This is a genomic window from Planctomonas sp. JC2975, assembly GCF_012985205.1.
Lineage (GTDB): Bacteria > Actinomycetota > Actinomycetes > Actinomycetales > Microbacteriaceae > Humibacter.
This window is the reverse complement of sequence record NZ_JABEKS010000001.1, coordinates 838,522-859,995: the sequence shown is the minus strand read 5'-3', so window position 1 is coordinate 859,995 and position 21,474 is coordinate 838,522. Positions and strand designations below refer to the sequence as shown.

Here is a 21,474-nt window from a genome sequence, read left to right as displayed (position 1 = left end):
TCCGCTCGATCGGTCCGGTAAAGTAGTCACTCGTGCCGCTCACAGCGGTGCAGCCCCGGAGCTTGCTCCGGACATCGGCAATACGCCGGTGGGGTATGGTGTAATTGGCAACACGGCTGATTCTGGTTCAGTTGTTCTTGGTTCGAGTCCAGGTACCCCAGCAAACGAAAACCCCCGAGTGATCGGGGGTTTTGTCGTATCCGGCACGGTCCGCCCCGCGTGCCGCACGTCGTGACACCGGTTGCCGTCTCGATGACGCAAATGGCGAGTCGCGAGGTCGGTCTAGAGCCCTTTCCGTCACCGAAACGAGTTCCCACGTGGGCGGATCCGCGCAGTTGAGCCGTTCCGCGGTCACCGTGCAGGCGGATGCACCTGGTACCTCACGCCGTGCAGCAGGAAGTATCCGATGATCGCGACGCACAGCACCAGCAAAGCGCCGACCGTGATGAGGAACGCGCGGTCCAGCGACGCGCTGCGGAAGCGTCTGGCGAGCAGGGCGTAGAGCGCGAGACCGGCCAGGCCGCCTGCGGCGTTGGTGATGACATCAGTGATGTCGCTCGCGCCGATCGCGAAGACGTACTGCGTCAGTTCGACGAGGCCGCTGAATGCGACGATGACGAGGAAGCGGCTCCAGAATCCGAGCCGCTTCACGGTGACGCTCATCAGCAGTCCGAAGGGGATGAACGCGATCAGGTTGAGCGTCATCTGCTCGACGGATCTCCACGTCGACCCCGCGAACGGGATCACGTTGACGCTTCGCTCGTGTGCCGTCAGCACGGAGGCGACGTCCGGCGTGAACTTGAACAGCACCAGCCAGAGCAGCACGACGATGTACGCGGCGAGGACGATCCACGACCACGCCTTCACCCGGGGCGTCATCCGGCGATGGTCCGCGTGCGGGAGTCGTCCCAGGGCAGTGCCCATCCGACGGCGTCGAACAGGCGATCGAGCACCATGGCGGTGAAGCCCCACACGACGGTGCCGTCGACGTCGAACGCCGGTGTGGCGAACCGCGTGAAGCTGCGCTCGACGACCGCGGTGAAGCGGGTCGTCGGATCCAGAAGGTGAGCTACCGGCACCTGCCACAGCTTCGTGGTCTCGGCGTGATCGATGGGAGTGAGCGGCGACGGCGACGGCCACCATCCGATCACCGGGGTGACGAGGTGGTCGCTGACGGGGAGGGGCAGAGCGGGGAGTGTCGACAGGACCTCAACGGCGCTCGGGTCGACACCCGTTTCCTCGGCGGCCTCGCGGAGCGCGGTATCCTCCGGACCGGCGTCCGCCGGTTCCCGTCGACCACCGGGAAACGACACCTGTCCGGCGTGCTCCCGCAGGGTGCTGGAGCGCAGCTGGAGGAGCAGGTTCAGGTCGGTCGGGCGCCAGACGCCGTCCGGTGCATCGCGCGGGCTGAAGAGAATCAGCACCGACGCCGGGCGCGTCGCCGGGAACTCGCGGTACGCGGCCGGCAGAGGCAGCGGACGGATGCCATGGGCCAGCGCCCGCAGCTCATCGAGCGCATCCTCGGCCACGGGTTCGGCCTCGGTCTCGCTCATCGCGGCCCGGAACAGATCGACGGAATCATCCTGGTCAGTATGACGGTCGATCCTCCGCGTCTGGAGCGGCGTCCGGAACCGGATCGGGCACCCATTGCGCGGCGAACGCCTCCGAGCCGCGCGCGAGCAAGCCGACGTCGGCGCCGACGAGCAGGAACGACGCTCCGGCATCCGCGTACGAGCGCGCGGCATCCGGGTCGAAGGCGTTCACGCCGACGGGCTTGCCGGCCGAGCGCACGCCGTCGAAGGCGCGCAGGACGGCGGCCACGACATCCGGATGGCTCTGCTGCCCGATGAGACCCATCGATGCCGCAAGGTCGCTCGGCCCGACAAACACGCCGTCGACACCGTCGACCGCGGCGATCTCGGCGGCGGCCACCAGGGCATCCGCCGTCTCCACCTGCACGAAGAGCGACACGTGCTCGTCAGCGTGCTGCAGGTAGCCGTCGACGCGGTTCCACCTGGCGGATCGGGCGAGCGCAGAGCCGACGCCGCGGCGTCCGCGCGGCGGGTAACGCACGGCTTGCACGACAGCCTCGGCCTCCTCAGCCGAGGAGATCATCGGCACGAGGAGGTTCTGCGCGCCGAGGTCGAGCACCTGTTTGATGACGACCACGTCGCCGATCGGCACACGCACCACCGGCGTTATCGGGTACGCGGCTATCGCTTGCAGTTGGGCGAGCGTCGACTCGAGGCCGTTGGGGGAGTGCTCCATGTCGATCAGCAGCCAGTCGAGGCCGCTGCCGGCGCAGATCTCGGCGACCAGCGGCGATGAGGTGCACACCCACATGCCCGCGAGCGGACGGGATGCCTTACCCAGGGCATCACGGAACGTGGGGTTCAGACGAAGCGGCATGCGATGGTTCCCATCTCCCGGTAGTCGCAGAGCACGCTGTCGCCGCGCGAGACCCACACCGGACGCGTGAACGACCCGGCCAGGATGATCTCGCCGGCCTCCAGTCGCACGCCGTGCCGGTGCAGTTTGTCGGCGAGCCAGGCAACGCCGTTGCCCGGATGCCCGAGCACGCCAGCGGCGACGCCGGTCTCCTCTATGGTCTCGTTGCGGTACAGCATCGCGGAGACCCAGCGCAGATCGACCTGATCGGGGCGCATCGGGATGCCGCCCAGCACCATCCCGCCGTACGCGGCGTTGTCGCTGATGGTGTCGACGATCGTGCGCCCATCGAGCTCGATGTGCGAGTTCAGGATCTCGAGTGCCGGCGTGACGTATTCGGTCGCGCGGAGCACGTCGAACAGGGTGCAGTGCGGACCTTCGAGCGGATGCTTCAGGACGAACGCCAGCTCCACTTCGATGCGCACGTTGGAGTACCTGTCGAACGGGACCACAGATCCGCTTTGCCACACCGTGCCGTCGAACATGACGCCGTAGTCCGGCTCGGTGATGCCGGTGGCGGCCTGCATGGCCTTGGACGTCAGGCCGATCTTGCGGCCGACGATGCGACGTCCGGCCGCCAGCTGCTTGTCCCGCCACACGCCCTGGATGGCGTAGGAGTCCTCGATGGTGGCATCCGGATACCGTGCCGTGATCCGCGGCACTATTCCGTTCGTGCGGCCGGCCTCGGCGAGTTCCTCCGCGATCGCGGCGATCGCGTCGTCCGGCAGCGTCCGCCCGCTCATAGCTGGTGCCCGAGCTTGTATTCGGCCTTCTCGCCCTCTCGGGTGTACGAGAAGCCGTCTGCGCCGACCGTGACGCTCAGCTCGCTGGCCTCGGTGCGGGCGAGCACCGGCTGGGGGTTGCCGTCCAGGTCGAGGACGAGCGACGCATCCGTGTACCACGACGGCACCACCGGGTTGCCCCACCAGTCGCGCCGTTGGTTGTCGTGCACGTCCCACGTGACGACGGGGTTGTCGGGGTCGCCCGTGTAGTAGTCCTGCGTGTAGATCTCCACGCGGTGTCCGTCGGGGTCCCGCAGGTACAGGTAGAAGGCGTTCGAGACGCCGTGCCTGCCGGGTCCGCGTTCGATGCAGTCCGACCTGCGGAGGGAACCGAGCTTGTCGCAGATGGCCAGGATGTTGTGCTTCTCATGGGTGGAGAACGCCACGTGGTGCATCCGCGGTCCGTCGCCGCCGGTCATGGCCGTGTCGTGCACGGTGGGCTTGCGCCGCATCCAGGACGCGTACACGACGCCGTCTTCGTCCTGGATGTCTTCGGTCACCCGGAAGCCGAGATCCTGCAGGTGCTTGGTCGCTCGCGGCACATCCGGCGTCATCTGGTTGAAGTGGTCGAGCCGCACGAGCGCACCAGGGGTGTAGAGGTCGTAGCGCCACGCGAGACGCTCGACGTGCTGCACGTCGTGGAAGAACTCGTACGGGAATCCCAGCGGATCCGTGACCCGCACGGAGTCCCCGATGCCTTTGGTGAACCCGTCTTCGCGGCGTTCGACGCGGCATCCGAGCTCGGTGTAGAACGCGACGGCGCGGTCGAGGTCGTCAGGAGTGCGCACCCGATACGAGAAGGCGGCGGCCGCCGCGACCGGACCTCGCCGCAGAACGAGGCTGTGGTGGATGAACTCCTCGAGCGGGCGAAGGTAGACGGCGTCCTCGTCTTCTTCTGTGACGGTCAGTCCGAGGATGTCGACGTAGAAGTCGCGGGAACGCCGCAGGTCCGTGACCACGAGGTCGAGGTAGGCGCAGCGGAGGATGTCCGGCGGCGGCACAGAGGGCGTCGGCACCGGATCAACGCACCGGATCGGCGCCTCCTGCGAGACGTAGAAGCCCGACGAGGTGAGGGTCATGTCGTGCCGGTCGGTCATGTCAGCGCCTTTGCTCTCAAGATCGTTGCTTGCCGAAGGTGGGGTTCGGTGTGGGACCGAGCGTGATGTGCACGGCCTGCTGGTGCGTGTAGAAGTCGATCGAGCGGTATCCGCCCTCGTGACCGAGGCCCGAAGCCTTCACGCCGCCGAACGGCGTTCGCAGGTCGCGCACGTTGTTCGAGTTGAGCCACACCATGCCGGCCTCGATGGCCTGCGCGAACGTGTGCGCACGCTTCAGGTCGTTCGTCCAGACGTAGGCGGCGAGCCCGTACTTCACGCCGTTCGCCAGCGCGAGCGCCTCCTCGTCGGTGTCGAACGGGGTGATGGCCACGACCGGGCCGAAGATCTCCTCCTGGAAGATGCGTGCATCGGCCTTGACGTCGGCGAACACCGTCGGGGCGATGAAGTTGCCCGTGTCGAAACCCTCCGGGCGTCCGCCGCCTGCGACCAGGCGGCCCTCGGTCTTGCCGAGCTCGACGTAACCCATGACCTTCGCGAAGTGCTCGGGGTGCACGAGGGCGCCGACCTCGGTGGACTCGTCATGCGGGTATCCGACGCGGACGCGCTTCGCCTGAGCCGCATAACGCTCCACGAACTCGTCGTACACCGGTCGCTCGACGAGGATTCTGCTCCCTGCCGTGCAGCGCTCGCCGTTGAGCGAGAACACGCCGAAGATGGTCGCGTCGATCGCTGCGCCCAGGTCCGCATCCGCGAAGACGACGGCGGGGGACTTTCCGCCGAGCTCCATCGAAAGCCCTTTGAGGTAGGGAGCGGCATTTCCGAAGATGAGCTGCCCCGTGCTGCTCTCGCCGGTGAACGAGATGAGCGGCACATCCGGATGCTTCACCAGGGCATCGCCCGCTTCCTCGCCCAGTCCGTTCACCAGGTTGAAGACCCCGGACGGCAGCCCGACCTCCTCGAAGATGCCGGCCCAGAGGGACGCGGACAGCGGCGTGAACTCGGCCGGCTTGAGCACGACGGTGTTGCCGGTGGCGAGAGCCGGCCCGAGCTTCCATGACTCGAGCATGAACGGCGTGTTCCACGGCGTGATGAGGCCGGCGACGCCGATCGGCGTGCGGTTCACGTAGTTCAGCTGCCTGCCCGGCACCTTGAACGCGTCGTCCGACTGCGCGACGATCAGATCTGCGAAGAACCGGAAGTTCTCTGCGGCGCGCCTGGCCTGTCCGAGCGCTTGCGTGATGGGGAGCCCCGAGTCGAACGACTCGAGTTCGGCCAGCCGTGCGTCCCGTGACTCCACGATGTCGGCGATGCTGTGCAGCACGCGGGAGCGTTCGCGGGGCAGCATCCGGGGCCACGGACCGTCGACGAAGGCGCGCCGGGCGGATGCCACGGCCCGGACGACGTCGGCCTTCTTGCCGGCCGCCGCCGTGACGTACGTCTGGTTGGTCACCGGGTCGAGCACATCGAACGTGTCGCCGTCGATGGAGTCGACGAATTCGCCGTCGATGTAGTGCCGGATGCTCGCCGGCAAACCGTCCGGCACGTGCGCGGGGTTCTGCAGGCCGTTCGCCTGCGTCGAGGAGTCCGTCATTGCAGCCCTCCGGAATCGGTGTCGGCGGTGGCGTCGGAGTCGGTTCCGGCGAAGGGATCGGTGTTTGCGGTCTCGGGTGCATCCACCGCCCGGCGTCGGCGCGCGGCGAGGAAGGCGTCGAGCGTGCGCCACCTGTGGCCCCGAGCGGCCAGCTCGATCTCCAGCGGCTCCGCACCGGACCGGATCAGGTCCACGAGCCCGATGTGCTCCTCCACGGAGTGCGGCGCGCGTTCGGGGACGAGCGCGAAGGTGGTGTCGCGAACGCCGGGAAGCCGGTGCCATCCCTGGTGCACGAGCTCGAGGATCGTGGGGTTGGGACAGCGCTCGAACAGCACGGAGTGGAAGCGGTGGTTGAGTCGGGTGAACTCGTGGGGATCGAAGTCGTCGAGAAGGCGGCGCATGCCTTCGTTGATCTCGAGGGCAGTATCGAGGTCGGCGTCCGTCAGGTGCGGCGCGGCGAGAGAGGTGGCCGCGCCTTCGACGAGCCCGAGCGTCTGCATGATGTGCACGTACTCGGTCTCGTCCACGAGCGCGACCCGGGCGCCGACGTTCCGCTCGAAGGTCACGCTGCCCTCGGCTTCGAGCCGGCGGATCGCCTCGCGTACGGGCACGACGCTCATGTCCAGGTCGGTCGCGATGCTGCCCAGCACGAGACGGAATCCGGGCGAGTAACGGTGGTCGAGGATGCGCTGCCTGATGTACGCGTACGCCTGTTCCGACTTGCTCGGCGTGGGCGCCGTGTGGACGGCCGTGTCGCTCATCGCGGATCCGTCCCTGGTGTGTCGCGGCCTTCGAAGCGTGCGCGCCACTCGTCGTTCATCGGGAAGAGGCCATCGAGCGGATGGCCCTCGGCCGCGCGCTCGGCGATCCAGGCATCCTGCTCCTCCTGCGCGAGAGCGTCGTCGACGACCTCCTCGACGATGTCGGCTGGAATGACGATCACGCCGTCCGCGTCGCCCACGATGACGTCGCCCGGCTGCACCGTCGCGCCGCCGCAGGCGATCGTGAGGTCGGCATCCCACGGGACGTGCTTGCGGCCGAGTACGGCGGGATGCGACCCGCTCGCGTACACCGGGATCCCCACCTCCGCGACCGCATCGTGGTCACGAATTCCGCCGTCGGTGACGATGCCTGCGGCGCCTGCGGCGTGAGCACGGATGGCGAGGATGTCGCCCATGGTGCCGGATCCGCTCTCCCCGCGCGCCTCGATGACGATCACCTCGCCTTCGCGGACCGCGTCGAACGTGCGCTTCTGCGCGTTGTACCCGCCGCCGTGGCTGCGGAACAGGTCCTCTCGGTTCGGCACGAAGCGAAGCGTCTTCGCGACGCCGACGAGCTTCGATTCCGGATGCAGCGGGTGAACCCCCTCGATGAACACGTTGTTCAGGCCGCGCTTGCGCAACTGGGCGGACAGCCCTGCGGTCGGCGCCTGCAGGAGCTTCGCGTGGAGTCCAGGGGAGAGAGAGGCGTCGGTCGACCCCGGAGCGGTGGGAACCTGGCTCTCCGGAGAGAGGCCGGCGGCCTCACGCGACCCCCAGGCCTCGGCGCGCTGCAGGTCGTCGGCGACGGGAAGGGATCCGAGTGCAGGGTCGAACGCGTCGTTGCCCTGCACGACAGTGGTGACCAGGCGGCCGGACGACGGCGCACCCGCCGTCGTCGGTGCATCCACCTCGATCTCCACGGTGTCGCCGGGCAGCACGACGGAGGATCCAGCAGGCGTGCCGGTCAGGATGACGTCGCCGCGCTCGAGTGTGAAGTGCTGGGACAAGTCCGCCACCATCTGGGCGAGCGGGAACAACAGGCCCGCCGTCGTATCGTCCTGGGCCGGGTCCCCGTTGACCCACGCGCGAACGCGGAGTGCGGCGGGATCGACCGTGCCGGCGTCGATGAGTCGGGGGCCGATCGGCGTGTATCCGTCGCCGCCCTTGGAGCGCACGTTGGAGCCCTTGTCGTTCGCGCGCAGGTCGTACAGCCCGAAGTCGTTCGCCGCCGTGACGAAGGCCACGTAGGCCCACGCGTCGACGATCGAAACGCGTCGTGCCGGCTCGCCGATCACGAGCGCGATCTCGCCCTCGAAGGCGAGCAGCTCGGTGCCGAGCGGGCGAACGATCTCCCCGCCGGATGCGGCGACCGAGCTCGAAGGCTTGAGGAAGTACGACGGAGCTGACGGACGCCGACCGCGCTGGTCGGCGCGGGATGCGTAGCTGAGGTGCACGGCGATCACCTTGCCCGGGCGACCGGGGAGGGCCGCGAAGCGGGGATCTGCTGCGTCCGTGGAACCATCGCGAGCGCCGTCGTCACGTGCGGTCATGAGCTCCCTCGCTGCTGCGTCGTTGCATTGTATCCGAAATCGTATATCATCCAAGAAAGCCCGGCAAGCACGCCACGAGTGGGCTCGCCGGCAGCTGCCGGTACAGGCAAGCGCGTCACGAGGGAGTCACGTCGCCATGCAGTTCCACCACCACGGCTACGTCTCGGGCGACCCTCGCGTTCAGCCGGCCGCCGGCACCGGACTCGACAGGCCGACCGAGCTGCCCGACGAGATGGATGTGCTGATCGTCGGATCCGGTCCGGCCGGAATGCTCCTTGCCGCACAGCTGTCGCAGTTCCCCGACGTGACGACCAGGATCATCGAGCGACGCGACGGACGGCTGGCGATCGGTCAGGCCGACGGTATCCAGCCACGCAGCGTCGAGACGTTCCAGGCGTTCGGATTCGCGCCGCAGATCGTCGCTGAGGCCTACAACATCGGCTGGATGAACTACTGGACGCCGGATCCCGAGCATCGAGAGCACATCATCCGCACCACGCGGCAGGCCGACTATGCCAAGGACATCAGCGAGTTCCCGCACCTCATCGTGAATCAGGCGCGCGTGCTCGACTACTTCGCCGAGGCCGCACTGCGGGGCCCAGGCAGGATCACTCCGGACTACGGAATCGAGTTCCTCGACTTGACCGTGCACGAGACGGGCGGGCATCCCGTCGAGGTGAAGCTGCGCCACGTCGCCGGAGCGCGGACGGGAGAGGAGCGAACCGTCCGTGCCAGGTACGTGGCGGGCGGCGACGGTGCTCGCAGCCAGGTTCGCGAGTCCATCGGACGCAAGCACCTCGGCGCCTACGCCGCACATGCCTGGGGTGTCATGGACGTCACGGTCGAAACAGACTTCCCCGACTGGCGCACGAAGTGCGCGATCAACGCGGAGGCGGGGAACATCCTGCTCATTCCGCGCGAAGGCGGATACCTCTGCCGGGTGTACGTCGACCTCGGGGCCGTCGCCGATGACGACCATCACCGCGTGCGGGAGACGCCATTGGAGGCGACGGTCGAGAAGGCGAACGAGATCCTGAATCCCTACACGCTGAGCGTGAGGCAGGCCGCCTGGTACAGCGTCTACGAGGTGGGACATCGGGTCACCGACAAGTTCGACGACGTGGATGTCGATGCCGAAGGCACCCCGCACGTCTTCCTGATGGGCGACGCCTGTCACACGCACTCGGCCAAGGCAGGCCAGGGCATGAACGTGTCGATGCAGGACGGCTTCAACCTGGGCTGGAAGCTGGGATCCGTTCTCACCGGCCGCAGCGGCGATGCTCTGCTTTCGACCTACTCCGCCGAACGGCAGCCGGTGGCGCAGCAACTCATCGACTTCGACCGCGAATGGTCGTCCCTCATGGCACGCAAGCCGGAGGAGATCGACGACCCTCAGGAGCTGGCGACCTTCTACCTGGCCACGAGCGAGTTCCCATCGGGCTTCATGACGCAGTACACGCCGTCGATGATCACGGCCGACGCCTCCCACCAGTCACTCGCGACGGGGTATCCGATCGGCAAGCGGTTCAGATCCGCCGAGGTCGTGCGGGTGTGCGACGGCAACGTCGAGCATCTCGGCCACCACCACCTCGCCGACGGACGCTGGCGCATTTACGCGTTCGCCGACCGACCAGCCCAGGGTGAGGCATCCGCTCTCGCCGACTGGGGGCAGTGGATGATCGCCTCGCCGAAGTCGCCGCTCGTGCGGTACACGCCCGCCGGCGCGGACCGCGACGCCGTGTTCGACGTGAAGGTCGCCTATCAGCAGAGGTTCGAGGACGTCGACCTGCTCGCCGCCCCCGAAGTGTTCCGTCCGTTGTGCGGCTCGTTGCACCTGATGAACTGGGAAAAGGTGTACGCCGCCGGCGACGGGCACGACATCTTCGAGGAGCGCGGGCTCTCCCGCGACGGCGTCGTGGTCGTGGTGCGGCCGGATCAGTACGTCGCGGCGGTGCTGCCGTTCACCGATGCGGATGCTCTCGGCGTCTTCTTCAGCGCCGTGATGCTGCCGCAGACCTCCGTTTGATGCGAGGGACCGCGGTCACCGGCCGGATGCGCGACCCACGAGCGGAGCGAGGCGATCGGCGTACTCGTCAGTCACCGTGAGGTACGAGATACCGGTTGTCGCACGAAGCGCTTCCAGCTGTTCGAGATCGGTGTCGACGTCGCCGGAGAGCAGCGTCGGCACGCCGCGGTCGCGCAATCCCTGGGTGGTCAGCCCGAGCCGTTGGGTGAGCCAGTCCGGGATGTCGTCGCCGACTCCGGTGATCTGCAGCGCGAGCTCGAGACGCCCCCCGCCGATGGATCTGGCTCGCTTCGCGAGTTCGGCGATCTCGATCAGGTCGGCCGTTGGCGGTGCCGGAAGCGCGACGGTGCCGGCGAAGCGGCCGGCGAGGCGGAGCATCCGCTCTCCATGCGCGGCGACCACGATCGACGGAGCGGGGGAGACCCCATCGCGCACGGCCTCCAGGGTGGCCTCGACCTGGCTGACGCGTTCCCCGGCCCCACCCCAGGTCGCACCGAGGGCGGCGGCGTCGTACTCGCCGCCGGGTCGCCCCGCTCCGACCCCGAGCTCGAGCCGGCCGTCGGAGAGCTGTTGCAGGGTCGACGCCTCGCGCACGACCTCCGCCGGTCTGCGCAGCGGAGCCGAGAGCACCCACGTGCCGAGGCGGATGCTCGTGGTCGCGGATGCCGCGGCCGCCAGTGCGAGGAACGGCGACGGTGTCGCCAGCGTGTCGGGGACGAGCACTGCGGCGTATCCCGCCTCTTCGCGCGTCCGCGCGATCTCCGCCCATCGTGCAGCGGTGCCCTGGCCGCCGAGGACGGAGCCGAACCGGAAGTCTCGTGTGGTCATGGATCCAGCATCCGACCCCGGCGGGAGCGGCGCATCCTCCGCGTGGAGTGGATGGCATACCCCTCGACGTGCACGAAGGGTGCCACGGATCCGGGTCATGCGTTCGCGCGGATGACCTCCGCCTGGTACGGCGAGATGACGTCCGGCGAGACGCGGCAGTCCAGCAGCAGGAACGGGCGTTCGGATGCCGGCGTCGCCGCCCACGTGCCGAGCCGGTCCAGGTCGTCGAGCGACTCGACCACGATGCCCTCAGCGCCGACCGCGCGCGCCAGGGCGGCGAAGTCGACCTGCGGAATGAGCATCGGCTCCCTGGCAAGACCCCTCAGACCGTAGAGGTTCACCTCTGCGCCGTACGCGGCGTCGTTCCAGACCACGGCCACGCCGCGTCCGCCCGCCACGCGCACCGCGGTCTCCAGGTCCGCGAGCGACATCAGGCCGCCGCCGTCTCCCGTGGTGAGCACGACGGTGGAGTCGGGCCGGGCGAGCGCGGCGCCCGCCACCTGCGGCATCCCGAGCCCGATCGACTGGTATGCCGTGCCGACCATGATCATGCGGTCGGGCGAGGCGACTGGCCAGTACATGTTCGCCCATCCGATGAAGTGGCCCCCGTCGGAGACGACGACGCGATCCTCCGGGAGCAGTTCCGCGATGCGCGATGCCACCGAGCGCGGGTCGAGTCGCCCGTCGGCGCAGACGCCGTCGCCTGCGGGTCGAAGGGTCAGCGCGGGAAGGTCGATGGACTCCCGCCATCCGCTCGGCGCTGCACCGAGCCCGCTGAGCGCCTCGACGAGGCGCTCGGCGACGATGCGGGCGTCTCCTCGCAGGAACCCGCCCACGTGCGGATGCGTTGCGGCCGGTGCGATGTCGACCTGGACCACCTCGGTGCCTGGAGCGAAGAGGTTGCCGAAGCGCATGGTGAAGGCGTTGAGGGATGCGCCGAACACCACGGCGACATCCGCCTCGCGCACCAGCTCCATCGCGCCGTCCGCGCCGAAGCCGCCCGTCACGCCGAGGTCGTAGCGCGCGTCCGGGAAGACACCGCGCCCGAGGGCTGTTGATGCCGTGACGGCGCTCGTCGCATCCGCCAGCGCGCCCAGCGCGGATCCGGCACCGGCGAGCCAGGCGCCGCGTCCCGCCAGCAGGAACGGACGCTTCGCCCCCGCGAGCGAACGGGCCAGGCGATCGAGCCGGGCCGTCGCGAACGCGTCGTCCGGTGCGAGCGGTTGCGGCATCCGCGGTGTCGGAGCTGCCGGCACGGGGCCGGCGTCGAGACGGGCGACGTCGTACGGGATGGCCAGCACCGTCGGCACGCTGTACGCCAGTGCGTGCTCGACGGCGATCACCGTCGTGGCGGCAGCATCGGCACGGCCGACCGTGTACGTGCGAGCGCCGACGGCCGCGGCCAACGCGATCTGGTCCACATCCCACGGTCGTGGTCCTGATGTCGGCTCGTCCCCGACGACGAGGATCAGCGGGATGCGCGCCTGCACTGCCTCCGCGAGCGCCGTCAGCGTGTTCGTGAACCCGGCGCCGTACGTGGCGGTGCCGGCTGCGATGCGGCCGGAGGCGCGGAAGTGCGCATCCGCTGCCACGACGGCTCCGGCCTCGTGCCGCACGGCCGTGTAGGTGGCAGACGTCTCGCGCTCCAGCGCATCGAGGAAGTACGCGTTGCCGTTGCCCATCACCCCGAACACGTGGTCGAGCTGAGTGGCGAGTGTGACGGCGACGTGGGCGGACACGGTGGACATGGCGATGCCTTTCGAGACGGAACGGACTTCAGATGCCGTATGTGTCTCGCCCGCCGGATCGATGCGGTGGCTGCGTGCCCCTTTTGCGGACACCGGCTGTGCGGTCGTGTCGTGTGCACTGCGCCTGCCGGACATGCCGATGATAGCTGCGATGGGAACTCTCACGTGCGGATGATGGTTCCGTCGCGCCGCATCTGTCAGGCTGTGACGCGGGGTACGAGCCTGGAGGGTGAATGTCGGACGGCGAAACCGATCGCGCGGGGAAGCTGGTGCTGATCCGTCACGGGGAGACCCCGTGGAGCCGCGTTGGACGGCATACGAGCGTGACGGATCTCACGCTCACCGAACTCGGCGAGCAGCAGGCGCGCGACCAGGGGTCCATGCTGCGGGGCCACCACTTCGCGATGGTGCTGTGCAGCCCGCGGATGCGTTCCCGCCGCACGTCTGCGCTGGCTGGCTACGCGCATCCCACCATCGACGACGACCTCGTCGAATGGGACTACGGCGCGTACGAGGGCGTGACGACGGCGCAGATCATCCAGTCGCGCGACGGCGCACCGTGGGATCTGTGGACCGACGGCGTCGTCCCGGGGGAGACCCCTGGTGAGTCGGCAGCGGAAGTGCAGGCTCGCGCCCAGCGCGTGATCGACAAGTGCACCGACAGCCTCAAAGACGGCGAGGACGTGCTGCTGGTCTCGCACGGACACTTCCTGCGGATGCTCGCCGTCACGTGGGCCGAGCTTCCGATTCCGGCCGGGGCGGTGCTGCGGCTCAGCACCGGAAGCGTGTGTGAGCTCGGCTACGAGCACGAGCGGCAGGCGATCCTGCGCTGGAACTGCCCGCCGGATCCGCGAATCGACTTCACCTGATCCCTGACCGGCGCCCCAGGGTCGACGGGCTCGACCGGCCGCGTTGAACGCTTCAGACGATCGCGGGCTCGTCGTCCTCTGCGAACAGCGGCGCAACGAGCACTTCTTCGATACGTCGCTGCACGACCGCCGGCATGTCGACCGAGTCCGGGTCGAGCAACCACTGCACCTGCAGGCCGTCCATGAGCGCGGTGAGCTCGATGGCCGTCGCGTCGACGTCGACGTCGTCGAGGAGGTGCCCGGCATCCTGCGCTCGCCGGAGTGCTCTGGCAGTGCCGGACCGGATGCGTTCGTAACGATCGATGAAGTACTGGTGCGCAGGATGCGATGCCTCACCCGCCTCGGCCGAGAGCACGGCGTACAGCCCGATGAGCCCCGGAACGGCCGTGTTGTGCGAGGCAAGGGCGACCATGCCGCGCAGGATGCCGAGGCCGTCGGCACCACCGGATCCGTTGCGCCTGAAGCGCTCGCGGTCCTCGCGGTCGCGTTCCTCCAGCACCGCCTCCAGGAGCGACTCCTTGGTGGGGAAGTGGTGCGAGAGCCCGGCGCGCGAGATGCCGCACTCGGCCGCGATCTCCAGCATCGTGGCGCCGTTGAATCCCACGCGTCCGAAGAGCTCGGTGGCCACCTGGATGATCCGTTCGCGGCGTGCGCGACCGCTCGCGTAGCCCTGTTCCATCGTTGACATCCCCACCATTGTGCCCGTCAGCACGGGATCTTCCCTGCCTCGGGAGCCGAAAAGCGGCACATTTGCAGATTTTCGTGACAAAACCGGCACTTCTGCCGGTTTGCTGTGTTAGCGTTCCGTATCCGCTCGCCGACGTGCATGCCGGGCGGAGTCGAAATCGTGAACCCGAAACCTCGAGGACCCGCCATGACAATGTCGTCACAACCGGCCGCGGCCGAAGCAGCTCCGATCACCGAGACCACATTCATCGCCACCGCTACCGGTGAGGACGACCCGCCCACACCGATCAAGGGCGTCCGGCGTCTGCTCTGGTGGAGCGTTCCCGCCAATCTCGGCATCTTCATCGTGTGGGGATCGGTGCCGAGCATCCTGCTGCCGCAGCAGGTGCAGCTCATCGACAAGGCGCAGGGACTGGCGAACCTGACCATCATCGCCACGATCGGCGCGTTCGCGGCGCTCGTCGCGCAGCCGGTGGCGGGTCAGATCTCGGACCGCACCCGGTCGCGGTTCGGTCGGCGCGCGCCCTGGATCATCATCGGCGGGCTGGCCGGCGCTCTCTCGCTCGTGGGACTCGCCTTCTCGCACTCGATCTGGGCCGTCGCGATCGTCTGGCCGCTGGTGCAGATCAGCTTCAACTTCGCGCAGGGTCCGCTGAGCGCCGTGATGCCCGACCGTGTTCCGTTGAAGCGACGCGGAACGTTCTCCGCGCTGGTCGGAGTCGGCACGATGGTCGGCGCGCTCGGCGGCCAGATCATCGGGTCCGTCTTCTTCAACAGCATCGCCGTCGGATACATCTTCTTCGCGGTGTTCTCGATCCTGATGCTCACGCTGTTCTGCGTGTTCAACCCGGACTACTCGAGCACGAACATCACGCCGGAACCGTTTAAGTTCATGGACTTCGTCAAGACGTTCTGGGTCAACCCGATCAAGCACCCCGACTTCTTCTGGGCCTTCACAGGGCGTCTGCTCCTGTACACGGGGTACTTCGCCGTGACCCAGTTCCAGCTCTACATCCTGCAGAACTACCTGCATGTGAAGACGCCGGCAGCGGTCATCCCCGTTCTCGGATTGATCAGCATCGCCGGAATGGTGCCGATGATGGTGATCTCGGGTCCCATTTCCGACAAGCTCGGCCGTCGCAAGCCGTTCGTGTTCGCGTCCTCGATCGTGATGGCTCTGGCGCTCGTGCTGCCGTGGGCGTGGCCGACCCTCACCTCCTGGATGATCATGACCTTCGTGCTCGGTGTCGGCTTCGGCATGTTCGGGGCAGTCGACCAGGCGTTGATGACGCAGGTGCTTCCGTCTGCGAAGTCCTTCGCGAAGGACCTCGGCGTCGTGAACATCGCGGCCACGCTTCCGCAGACGGTCGCGCCGGCCGTCGGCGGTGCGATCGCACTGACCTTCGGATACGGCGGGCTGTTCCCGGTCGGCATCGTGCTGAGCGTGCTCGGTGCGTTCTGCGTCTGGTTCATCAAGTCCAGCAAGTAGGCGTCCCGCAGGCGACGGGCCCCTGCCCGCCGCCTGCGGCCTCCGCTCGTCGCCCTCTCGGCGAAGGCTCGTATCGTCGGCGCAACGGCCGGCGCAACACACAGAAGGAATGCAATGACCAACGAAACCCTGCGCGATGTGCGCTTCCCCTACCAGGACGCCGCGCTCACCGTCGACCAGCGGGTGAACGACCTTCTGGCGCGCATGGATGCCGCCGACAAGGCGGGCATGCTGTTCCACACCATGGTGTCGTTCGGCGATCCGGCCGTCGGCAACCCGACGTTCGGGCTCCCGTCGGCACTGGCCATGGTGCGCAACCGGCGCATGAACCACTTCAATCTGCTCGGCGCGGCGCCTGGGGGACGAGAGTTCGCCGCGTGGCACAACGCGGTGCAGCGGGTCGCGCTCGACTCGCCGCTCGGCATCCCGATCACCTTCTCGACCGATCCGCGTCACGCGTTCAGTGACAACCCCCTGACGTCGATGATGTCCGGCCCCTTCTCGCAGTGGCCGGAGACCCTGGGATTCGCGGCGATCGGCTCGCCCGAGCGTCTCGAGCGTTTCGCGGAGGTCGCGCGGCAGGAGTATCTGGCCGTCGGGCTGCGGGTGGCGCTGCATCCGCAGATCGACCTCGCCACGGAGCCGCGCTGGTCGCGCATCGCCGGCACGTTTGGCGAGGACGCCGACCTCACGTCGAGGCTCGTCGTGGGCTACATCCGCGGTTTCCAGGGCGAAGCGCTCGGCTCGGAGTCGGTCGCGACGATGGTCAAGCACTTCCCCGGCGGGGGACCTCAGAAGGACGGCGAGGACCCGCACTTCGCCTGGGGACGCGAGCAGGTCTACCCCGGCGACGCCAGGGAGTATCACCTGAAGCCGTTCATCGCGGCGATCGGAGCCGGTGCGACGCAGATGATGCCGTACTACGGCATGCCGGTCGGCACGGACTGGGAGGAGGTCGGGTTCGGCTTCAACAAGGGCGTCCTCACCGACCTGCTCCGCGACGAGCTCGGCTTCGACGGCATCGTCTGCACCGACTGGGGTCTGCTCACCGACGTGAAGATCTTCGGAGCGGACATGCCTGCGAGGGCTTGGGGTGTGGAGCAGCTCAGCCGTCCGGAGCGCATGCTCAAGGCGCTGGATGCCGGCATCGACCAGTTCGGCGGCGAGCTCTGCACCGACGTGCTCCTCGATCTCGTCGCCGAGGGTCGCGTGTCGGAGGACCGCCTTGATGTGTCTGTGCGCCGACTGCTTCGCGAGAAGTTCGTGCTCGGCCTGTTCGACGAGCCGTTCGTCGACGAGGACCGTGCGGAGGCCGTCGTCGGTCGCTCCGACTTCGTCACCGAGGGGCTGGATGCGCAGAGCGACTCGCTCACGCTCCTCACGAACACCGACTCCATGCTGCCGCTCGGCCGCGACCTCAAGGTGTACGCCGAGGGCGTCGATGCTGCGGTGCTCGCGGGCTATGCGACTCTCGTCGAGACGCCGGACGACGCGGATGTCGCCATCCTGCGCGTCAAGGCTCCCTTCGAGCCGAGCGGCAAGGGCGGCTTCTCCGATCTGTTCCACTCGGGGTCGCTGGAGTTCGCGCCGGAGGAGCACGACCGTCTCATGGCCATCGCGAACTCCGTGCCGACCGTGATCGACGTCTACCTCGACCGTCCGGCCGTTCTCGGCGGCCTCGAGGAGTCGGCCCGCGCGGTCCTCGCCGACTACGGCGCGAGCGACGAGGCGGTGCTCCGTGTGTTGTTCGGCCGGCGCTCGCCGCTGGGCTCTCTGCCGTTCGATCTGCCCAGGTCGATGGATGCGGTGCTCGCCAGCCGTTCCGACGTGCCATTCGACACCGAGAACCCGACGTTCCGCTTCGGGCACGGCTTGCGGTACTGATCCATCGAGGACCGGACGGTGATCCGGTCGGCCATGGCACGGAGGGTGCGCGCGGTCCGATCCGCCCGCACCCTCTGTCGTCCTGGCGGTGCAGGTCCGGGCCGGGGCACGCGGCGTATGGTGACCCCGTGAAGCGGATGTGGCCGTTGCTCGTCGTCGGCGTGATCGTCGGAATCGTCGGGCTGGTGTGGATGCTGCAAGGCCTGAACGTGCTGGGCGGATCGGCGATGAGCGGATCGACGATCTGGGCGATTGTTGGCCCCATCGTTCTTGCAGTCGGAGTAGTGCTGATCATCGTCGCCGTCGTGCTCAGCCGCCGTCGACCTCGCTGACGCGGCTGGCCCCAAGACAGGACAAGCAAACCGAACGTTCCCGTTCGACGGAGCGCGATCACGCATGTTCGACCTGCGCGCACGACCACGTCGGAGGTGGGCTCACCCGTATCGGCGGCTGTGCCGTCGCCGGACGCGGGTGTCTCGGGGAGCCGACTGCGGTGCGCGGGTTGGGGTGCCCGCGCTCACGGGTGGAGGTGGGCCGCTCCTGGAGGCGGCGGCTGTGCCGTCGCCGGACGCGGGTGTCTCGGGGAGCCGACTGCGGTGCGCGGGTTGGGGTGCCCGCGCTCACGGGTGGAGGTGGGCCGCTCCTGGAGGCGGCGGCTGTGCCGTCGCCGGCCGGACGCGGGTGTCTCGGGGAGCCGACTGCGGTGCGCGGGTTGGGGTGCCCGCGCACCAAACAGCTCAGATGTCGTACGTGTCGCCGGGCTGCAGGTCGAGGTAGCGTCCGCCGCCCTGCTCGACCGCCCATTGGATGCGGCCGTTGGCCATCTGCTTGCCGACGACCGAGCTGACCATCTCGTGGGTCGCGAACGCGTGGCGCGGCTTGAGGCCGAGCACGTAGTCGATGAACTCCGATGCCTTCAGCCATGGCGCCGATGACGGCACCGCGAGCACGTTGATCTCGGAGAGGTCCGGCGCGGCGAACGAGTCACCCGGGTACACCAGCGCGTCGTTGACGACGACGCCGACGTTGTCGACGATCGGGATCGATGAGTGGATGACGGCGTGCTTGCCGCCGAAGAAGCGCAGCGTGAAGGGTCCGGCTTCCACCGTGTCGCCGGCGTGCACCGTGGTGACCTTGAAGTCGGATGCTGCTGCCGCCACGCCCTCCGGGCCGTAGATGGTGGCATCCGGACTGGTCTCGAGGATGCGGTTCAGCTGCTCGGGCGTCCAGTGGTCGGCGTGCTCGTGCGTGATGACCACGGCAACCGTGTCGGTCGCGTCGGTGATGGGGGTGGAGAACGATCCCGGGTCGATGAACAGCTTCTGTCCCTCGGACTCCACGATCAGCGCTGCGTGCTCGAGCTTGGTGAGTTTCATGGCTCCATTCTGGCGCGTGTGCAACATGCCTGCGCGCGAGGGGATGTCGGGCGGAATAGTGTCGGACCCCTGGCGTTGATACCCCCTGGGGGTATTAGAATGAGGACGATGGACGAGCACACCGACGACACCGCGACCGGTGTCCACGCACAGCACGATCACGCACCGAACCACAGTGGCGGACCGGCGTACGGTGCTCACGACCGCCACGGGAACGAACGGGACGGCAACGACCATCCGGCGCACCACGAGCATCATGGCGGCACGCAGGGGGAGACAGCCCACGCCGGGCACGGAGACCACGGCGAGCACGACCACGATGCCCATGATCACAGCGCGCACAAGCACAGCGCTCACGAGCACAGCGCTCACGATCCCGCCCAGTTCCGCCGCAAGTTCTGGTGGAGCCTGGTGCTCACGGTTCCGACGATGGTGTTCTCCACGGGACTGCAGGACATCCTCGGGCTCTCGAGCCCTCGATTCCCGGGGAGCCAGTTCATCCCGGCCGTTTTCGGGGTCGCGGTGTTCGTCTACGGCGGCCTCGTCTTCCTGAGGGGCGCGGTCGCCGAGCTCCGATCCCGCAAGCCGGGCATGATGACCCTGATCGCCCTGGCCATCGTCGTGGCGCTCGGATACAGCCTCGCCGTCACATTCGGGCTCCACGGAATGGACTTCTGGTGGGAGCTCGCCACCCTGATCACGATCATGCTGCTCGGGCACTGGATCGAGATGTCGGCCGTGATGGGTGCGCAGAACGCGCTCGGCGAGCTCGCGACGCTGCTGCCCGACACAGCGGAGGCCGTCGGCGGCGACGAGATCGGCGGCGCCTCTGGCACTCGCTCCGTCGCGATCGCCGAACTGCGGGTGGGCGACAGGGTTCTCGTGCGTCCGGGGGCGAGCATCCCGGTGGACGGCGTCGTCGTCGGTGGAAGATCCGACGTGGACGAGTCGCTGCTGACCGGGGAGTCGGCGGCCGTCGTGAAGGAGGCGGGGGCATCCGTCGTCGCCGGAAGCACGAACGGCGCCGGCTCGCTCACCGTCGAGATGACGAAGGAGCAGGACGACTCGGCGCTCGCGGGCATCATGCGTCTGGTCGCGCAAGCACAGGCCAGCAAGTCCGGCGCACAACTGCTCGCCGATCGCGCCGCCGGCTGGCTGTTCTACGCAGCACTCGCGTCGGCGGCGGTGACCCTCGTGGTGTGGCTGTTCCTGCGCGGTGACGATCCGAACTTCGTGCTCGAGCGTGTCGTGACGGTGCTCGTGATCGCGTGCCCGCACGCGCTGGGTCTCGCGATCCCGCTGGTGGCGCAGATCGCCACGTCCCTTGGCGCGAAGAACGGCATCCTCGTGCGCAGCCGTGCCGCGCTGGAGGATGCACGGCTCACACATGTCGTGCTCTTCGACAAGACCGGCACCCTGACGGAGGGGCGGCAGGGCGTCGTCCTGGTCGGAACGGCCGACGGCGTGGATGAGGCGACCGTTCTCGGTCTCGCGGCTGCAGTGGAGGCGGATGCGGAGCATCCGATCGGCATGGCCGTTGTGGCGGCGGCACGCGAACGCGGTCTCGCCGTTGAAGCGGCCGCCGACTTCGAGGCCCTGCGCGGCCGCGGGGTCACCGGGACCGTCGGATCCACCCGGGTCACCGTCGGGTCGTCTCGCGTGGTGGCCGAGCGTGGGCTGCAGCTGCCAGGGGTAATGGCTGAGCCGTCCGAGCGGGCGCAGCACGCCGGCAACACCGTGGTGTTCGTCATCACGGATGGCGCGAACGGTGAAGAGGTCGTCGGCCTCGTCGCCGTGGCGGATGTCGTGCGACCCCAGTCCCGTGATGCCGTCGCGGCACTGAAGCGACGGGGTGTGCGCGTCGCCATGCTGACGGGGGATTCGCGTGCTGTCGCCGATGCCGTGGCCGCCGATCTCGGCATCGACGAAGTGATCGCGGAGGTGCTGCCCGACCAGAAGGCGGCGGCCGTCTCGTCGCTCCAGAAAGATGGTTCGCGCGTCATGATGGTCGGCGACGGCGTGAACGACGCCCCGGCGCTGGCACAGGCCGACGTCGGCGTGGCGATCGGAGCCGGCACCGATGTGGCCATCGAGTCCGCAGGCATCGTGCTGGCGTCCAGCGACCCGCGCGGCGTTCCGATGACGGTCGCCCTTTCCGCGAGCACCTACCGCAAGATGACCCAGAACCTGTGGTGGGCCGCGGGATACAACATCGTGGCCATTCCGCTCGCTGCCGGCGTGCTCGAGCCGTTCGGCGTGGTCGTCTCCCCGGCGCTCGGGGCCGTACTGATGAGCGTCTCGACCATCGTGGTCGCCATCAACGCCCAGTTGCTGCGCAGGGTCCGGCTGGGCTGACACCCGTCGGCGGTGGTCGTCC

General features: G+C 68.3%; 18 protein-coding genes and 1 tRNA gene. 7 read left to right on the top strand and 12 right to left on the bottom strand.

Features of this window, described 5'->3' with window-relative positions; translation table 11 throughout:
• Positions 1-89: 89 nt before the first annotated feature.
• Positions 90-161 (top strand) — tRNA-Gln (locus HII28_RS04005).
• A 190-nt stretch (positions 162-351) separates the two neighbouring features.
• Here HII28_RS04005 and HII28_RS04000 read toward each other — a convergent pair.
• From HII28_RS04000 to HII28_RS03965, 8 genes are read right to left on the bottom strand one after another with little or no spacing between them, the layout of a single operon-like run.
• On the bottom strand, positions 352-879 hold the full coding sequence (locus tag HII28_RS04000) for a VanZ family protein (protein ID WP_170024228.1): 528 nt from the start codon (positions 877-879) through the stop codon (positions 352-354).
• Positions 876-1,553, bottom strand: a complete 678-nt coding sequence (locus HII28_RS03995; RefSeq protein WP_170024227.1) for a CoA pyrophosphatase — start codon at positions 1,551-1,553, stop codon at positions 876-878. The genes HII28_RS04000 and HII28_RS03995 overlap by 4 nt, the downstream gene beginning before the upstream one ends.
• A 34-nt stretch (positions 1,554-1,587) precedes the next feature.
• The gene (locus HII28_RS03990) at positions 1,588-2,409 is read right to left on the bottom strand and encodes an aldolase/citrate lyase family protein (RefSeq protein ID WP_170024226.1); all 822 of its coding nucleotides are present in this window, start codon (positions 2,407-2,409) and stop codon (positions 1,588-1,590) included.
• Positions 2,394-3,191 (bottom strand): 2-oxo-hept-4-ene-1,7-dioate hydratase, encoded by a 798-nt coding sequence (gene hpaH, locus HII28_RS03985; RefSeq protein WP_170024225.1) that lies wholly within the window; start codon positions 3,189-3,191, stop codon positions 2,394-2,396. Before hpaH ends, HII28_RS03990 begins: the two co-directional genes overlap by 16 nt.
• Positions 3,188-4,327, bottom strand: a complete 1,140-nt coding sequence (gene hpaD, locus HII28_RS03980) for a 3,4-dihydroxyphenylacetate 2,3-dioxygenase (protein ID WP_170024224.1) — start codon at positions 4,325-4,327, stop codon at positions 3,188-3,190. Before hpaD ends, hpaH begins: the two co-directional genes overlap by 4 nt.
• Before the next feature lie 16 nt (positions 4,328-4,343).
• Positions 4,344-5,879 (bottom strand): aldehyde dehydrogenase, encoded by a 1,536-nt coding sequence (locus HII28_RS03975; protein WP_170024223.1) that lies wholly within the window; start codon positions 5,877-5,879, stop codon positions 4,344-4,346.
• Positions 5,876-6,640: a GntR family transcriptional regulator gene (locus HII28_RS03970; RefSeq protein ID WP_170024222.1), complete on the bottom strand. Its 765-nt coding sequence runs from the start codon at positions 6,638-6,640 to the stop codon at positions 5,876-5,878. Before HII28_RS03970 ends, HII28_RS03975 begins: the two co-directional genes overlap by 4 nt.
• Positions 6,637-8,190 (bottom strand): fumarylacetoacetate hydrolase family protein, encoded by a 1,554-nt coding sequence (locus tag HII28_RS03965; protein ID WP_170024221.1) that lies wholly within the window; start codon positions 8,188-8,190, stop codon positions 6,637-6,639. The genes HII28_RS03970 and HII28_RS03965 overlap by 4 nt, the downstream gene beginning before the upstream one ends.
• A gap of 136 nt (positions 8,191-8,326) precedes the next feature.
• Here HII28_RS03965 and HII28_RS03960 point away from each other — a divergent pair, with 136 nt between their 5' ends.
• Complete coding sequence (locus HII28_RS03960; RefSeq protein ID WP_170024220.1) at positions 8,327-10,216, top strand: FAD-dependent monooxygenase; 1,890 nt, start codon at positions 8,327-8,329, stop codon at positions 10,214-10,216.
• Between the two features lie 15 nt (positions 10,217-10,231).
• Here HII28_RS03960 and HII28_RS03955 read toward each other — a convergent pair whose 3' ends face one another.
• Positions 10,232-11,044 carry an LLM class flavin-dependent oxidoreductase gene (locus HII28_RS03955; protein ID WP_170024219.1) on the bottom strand — a complete coding sequence of 271 codons (813 nt, stop codon included), beginning with the start codon at positions 11,042-11,044 and terminating at the stop codon, positions 10,232-10,234.
• Positions 11,045-11,139: 95 nt separating this feature from the next.
• Positions 11,140-12,792, bottom strand: coding sequence for a thiamine pyrophosphate-binding protein (locus HII28_RS03950; protein ID WP_170024218.1), 1,653 nt, complete (start codon positions 12,790-12,792; stop codon positions 11,140-11,142).
• Between the two features lie 233 nt (positions 12,793-13,025).
• Between HII28_RS03950 and HII28_RS03945 the strand changes: the two genes are divergently transcribed.
• The gene (locus HII28_RS03945) at positions 13,026-13,661 is read left to right on the top strand and encodes a histidine phosphatase family protein (RefSeq protein ID WP_170024217.1); all 636 of its coding nucleotides are present in this window, start codon (positions 13,026-13,028) and stop codon (positions 13,659-13,661) included.
• Between the two features lie 52 nt (positions 13,662-13,713).
• Here the strand turns inward: HII28_RS03945 and HII28_RS03940 are convergent, their stop codons facing one another.
• Entirely contained in the window at positions 13,714-14,349 is a 636-nt protein-coding gene (locus HII28_RS03940) for a TetR/AcrR family transcriptional regulator (protein ID WP_170024216.1), read from the bottom strand.
• 186 nt (positions 14,350-14,535) lie between these two features.
• Between HII28_RS03940 and HII28_RS03935 the strand changes: the two genes are divergently transcribed.
• The 3 genes from HII28_RS03935 to HII28_RS03925 all read left to right on the top strand — a co-directional run bounded on the left by HII28_RS03935 (position 14,536) and on the right by HII28_RS03925 (position 18,053).
• Positions 14,536-15,837 carry an MFS transporter gene (locus HII28_RS03935; RefSeq protein WP_170024215.1) on the top strand — a complete coding sequence of 434 codons (1,302 nt, stop codon included), beginning with the start codon at positions 14,536-14,538 and terminating at the stop codon, positions 15,835-15,837.
• A gap of 114 nt (positions 15,838-15,951) precedes the next feature.
• Positions 15,952-17,721, top strand: coding sequence for a glycoside hydrolase family 3 N-terminal domain-containing protein (locus HII28_RS03930; RefSeq protein ID WP_170024214.1), 1,770 nt, complete (start codon positions 15,952-15,954; stop codon positions 17,719-17,721).
• Positions 17,722-17,858: 137 nt separating this feature from the next.
• Positions 17,859-18,053 (top strand): hypothetical protein, encoded by a 195-nt coding sequence (locus HII28_RS03925; protein ID WP_170025944.1) that lies wholly within the window; start codon positions 17,859-17,861, stop codon positions 18,051-18,053.
• 405 nt (positions 18,054-18,458) lie between these two features.
• On the opposite strand, the gene HII28_RS03920 is transcribed toward HII28_RS03925, so the two are convergent.
• Entirely contained in the window at positions 18,459-19,097 is a 639-nt protein-coding gene (locus HII28_RS03920) for an MBL fold metallo-hydrolase (protein WP_170024213.1), read from the bottom strand.
• Positions 19,098-19,205: 108 nt separating this feature from the next.
• On the opposite strand from HII28_RS03920, the gene HII28_RS03915 reads away from it, so the two are divergent.
• The gene (locus HII28_RS03915; protein ID WP_170024212.1) at positions 19,206-21,452 is read left to right on the top strand and encodes a heavy metal translocating P-type ATPase; all 2,247 of its coding nucleotides are present in this window, start codon (positions 19,206-19,208) and stop codon (positions 21,450-21,452) included.
• Positions 21,453-21,474 lie beyond the last annotated feature (22 nt).

Coding starts and splice junctions, on each gene's coding strand:
- HII28_RS04000 (WP_170024228.1), bottom strand. CDS start 879: ATGACGCCCCGGGTGAAGGCGTGGTCGTGGATCGTCCTCGCCGCGTAC.
- HII28_RS03995 (WP_170024227.1), bottom strand. CDS start 1,553: ATGAGCGAGACCGAGGCCGAACCCGTGGCCGAGGATGCGCTCGATGAG.
- HII28_RS03990 (WP_170024226.1), bottom strand. CDS start 2,409: ATGCCGCTTCGTCTGAACCCCACGTTCCGTGATGCCCTGGGTAAGGCA.
- hpaH (WP_170024225.1), bottom strand. CDS start 3,191: ATGAGCGGGCGGACGCTGCCGGACGACGCGATCGCCGCGATCGCGGAG.
- hpaD (WP_170024224.1), bottom strand. CDS start 4,327: ATGACCGACCGGCACGACATGACCCTCACCTCGTCGGGCTTCTACGTC.
- HII28_RS03975 (WP_170024223.1), bottom strand. CDS start 5,879: ATGACGGACTCCTCGACGCAGGCGAACGGCCTGCAGAACCCCGCGCAC.
- HII28_RS03970 (WP_170024222.1), bottom strand. CDS start 6,640: ATGAGCGACACGGCCGTCCACACGGCGCCCACGCCGAGCAAGTCGGAA.
- HII28_RS03965 (WP_170024221.1), bottom strand. CDS start 8,190: ATGACCGCACGTGACGACGGCGCTCGCGATGGTTCCACGGACGCAGCA.
- HII28_RS03960 (WP_170024220.1), top strand. CDS start 8,327: ATGCAGTTCCACCACCACGGCTACGTCTCGGGCGACCCTCGCGTTCAG.
- HII28_RS03955 (WP_170024219.1), bottom strand. CDS start 11,044: ATGACCACACGAGACTTCCGGTTCGGCTCCGTCCTCGGCGGCCAGGGC.
- HII28_RS03950 (WP_170024218.1), bottom strand. CDS start 12,792: ATGTCCACCGTGTCCGCCCACGTCGCCGTCACACTCGCCACTCAGCTC.
- HII28_RS03945 (WP_170024217.1), top strand. CDS start 13,026: ATGTCGGACGGCGAAACCGATCGCGCGGGGAAGCTGGTGCTGATCCGT.
- HII28_RS03940 (WP_170024216.1), bottom strand. CDS start 14,349: ATGTCAACGATGGAACAGGGCTACGCGAGCGGTCGCGCACGCCGCGAA.
- HII28_RS03935 (WP_170024215.1), top strand. CDS start 14,536: ATGACAATGTCGTCACAACCGGCCGCGGCCGAAGCAGCTCCGATCACC.
- HII28_RS03930 (WP_170024214.1), top strand. CDS start 15,952: ATGACCAACGAAACCCTGCGCGATGTGCGCTTCCCCTACCAGGACGCC.
- HII28_RS03925 (WP_170025944.1), top strand. CDS start 17,859: ATGTGGCCGTTGCTCGTCGTCGGCGTGATCGTCGGAATCGTCGGGCTG.
- HII28_RS03920 (WP_170024213.1), bottom strand. CDS start 19,097: ATGAAACTCACCAAGCTCGAGCACGCAGCGCTGATCGTGGAGTCCGAG.
- HII28_RS03915 (WP_170024212.1), top strand. CDS start 19,206: ATGGACGAGCACACCGACGACACCGCGACCGGTGTCCACGCACAGCAC.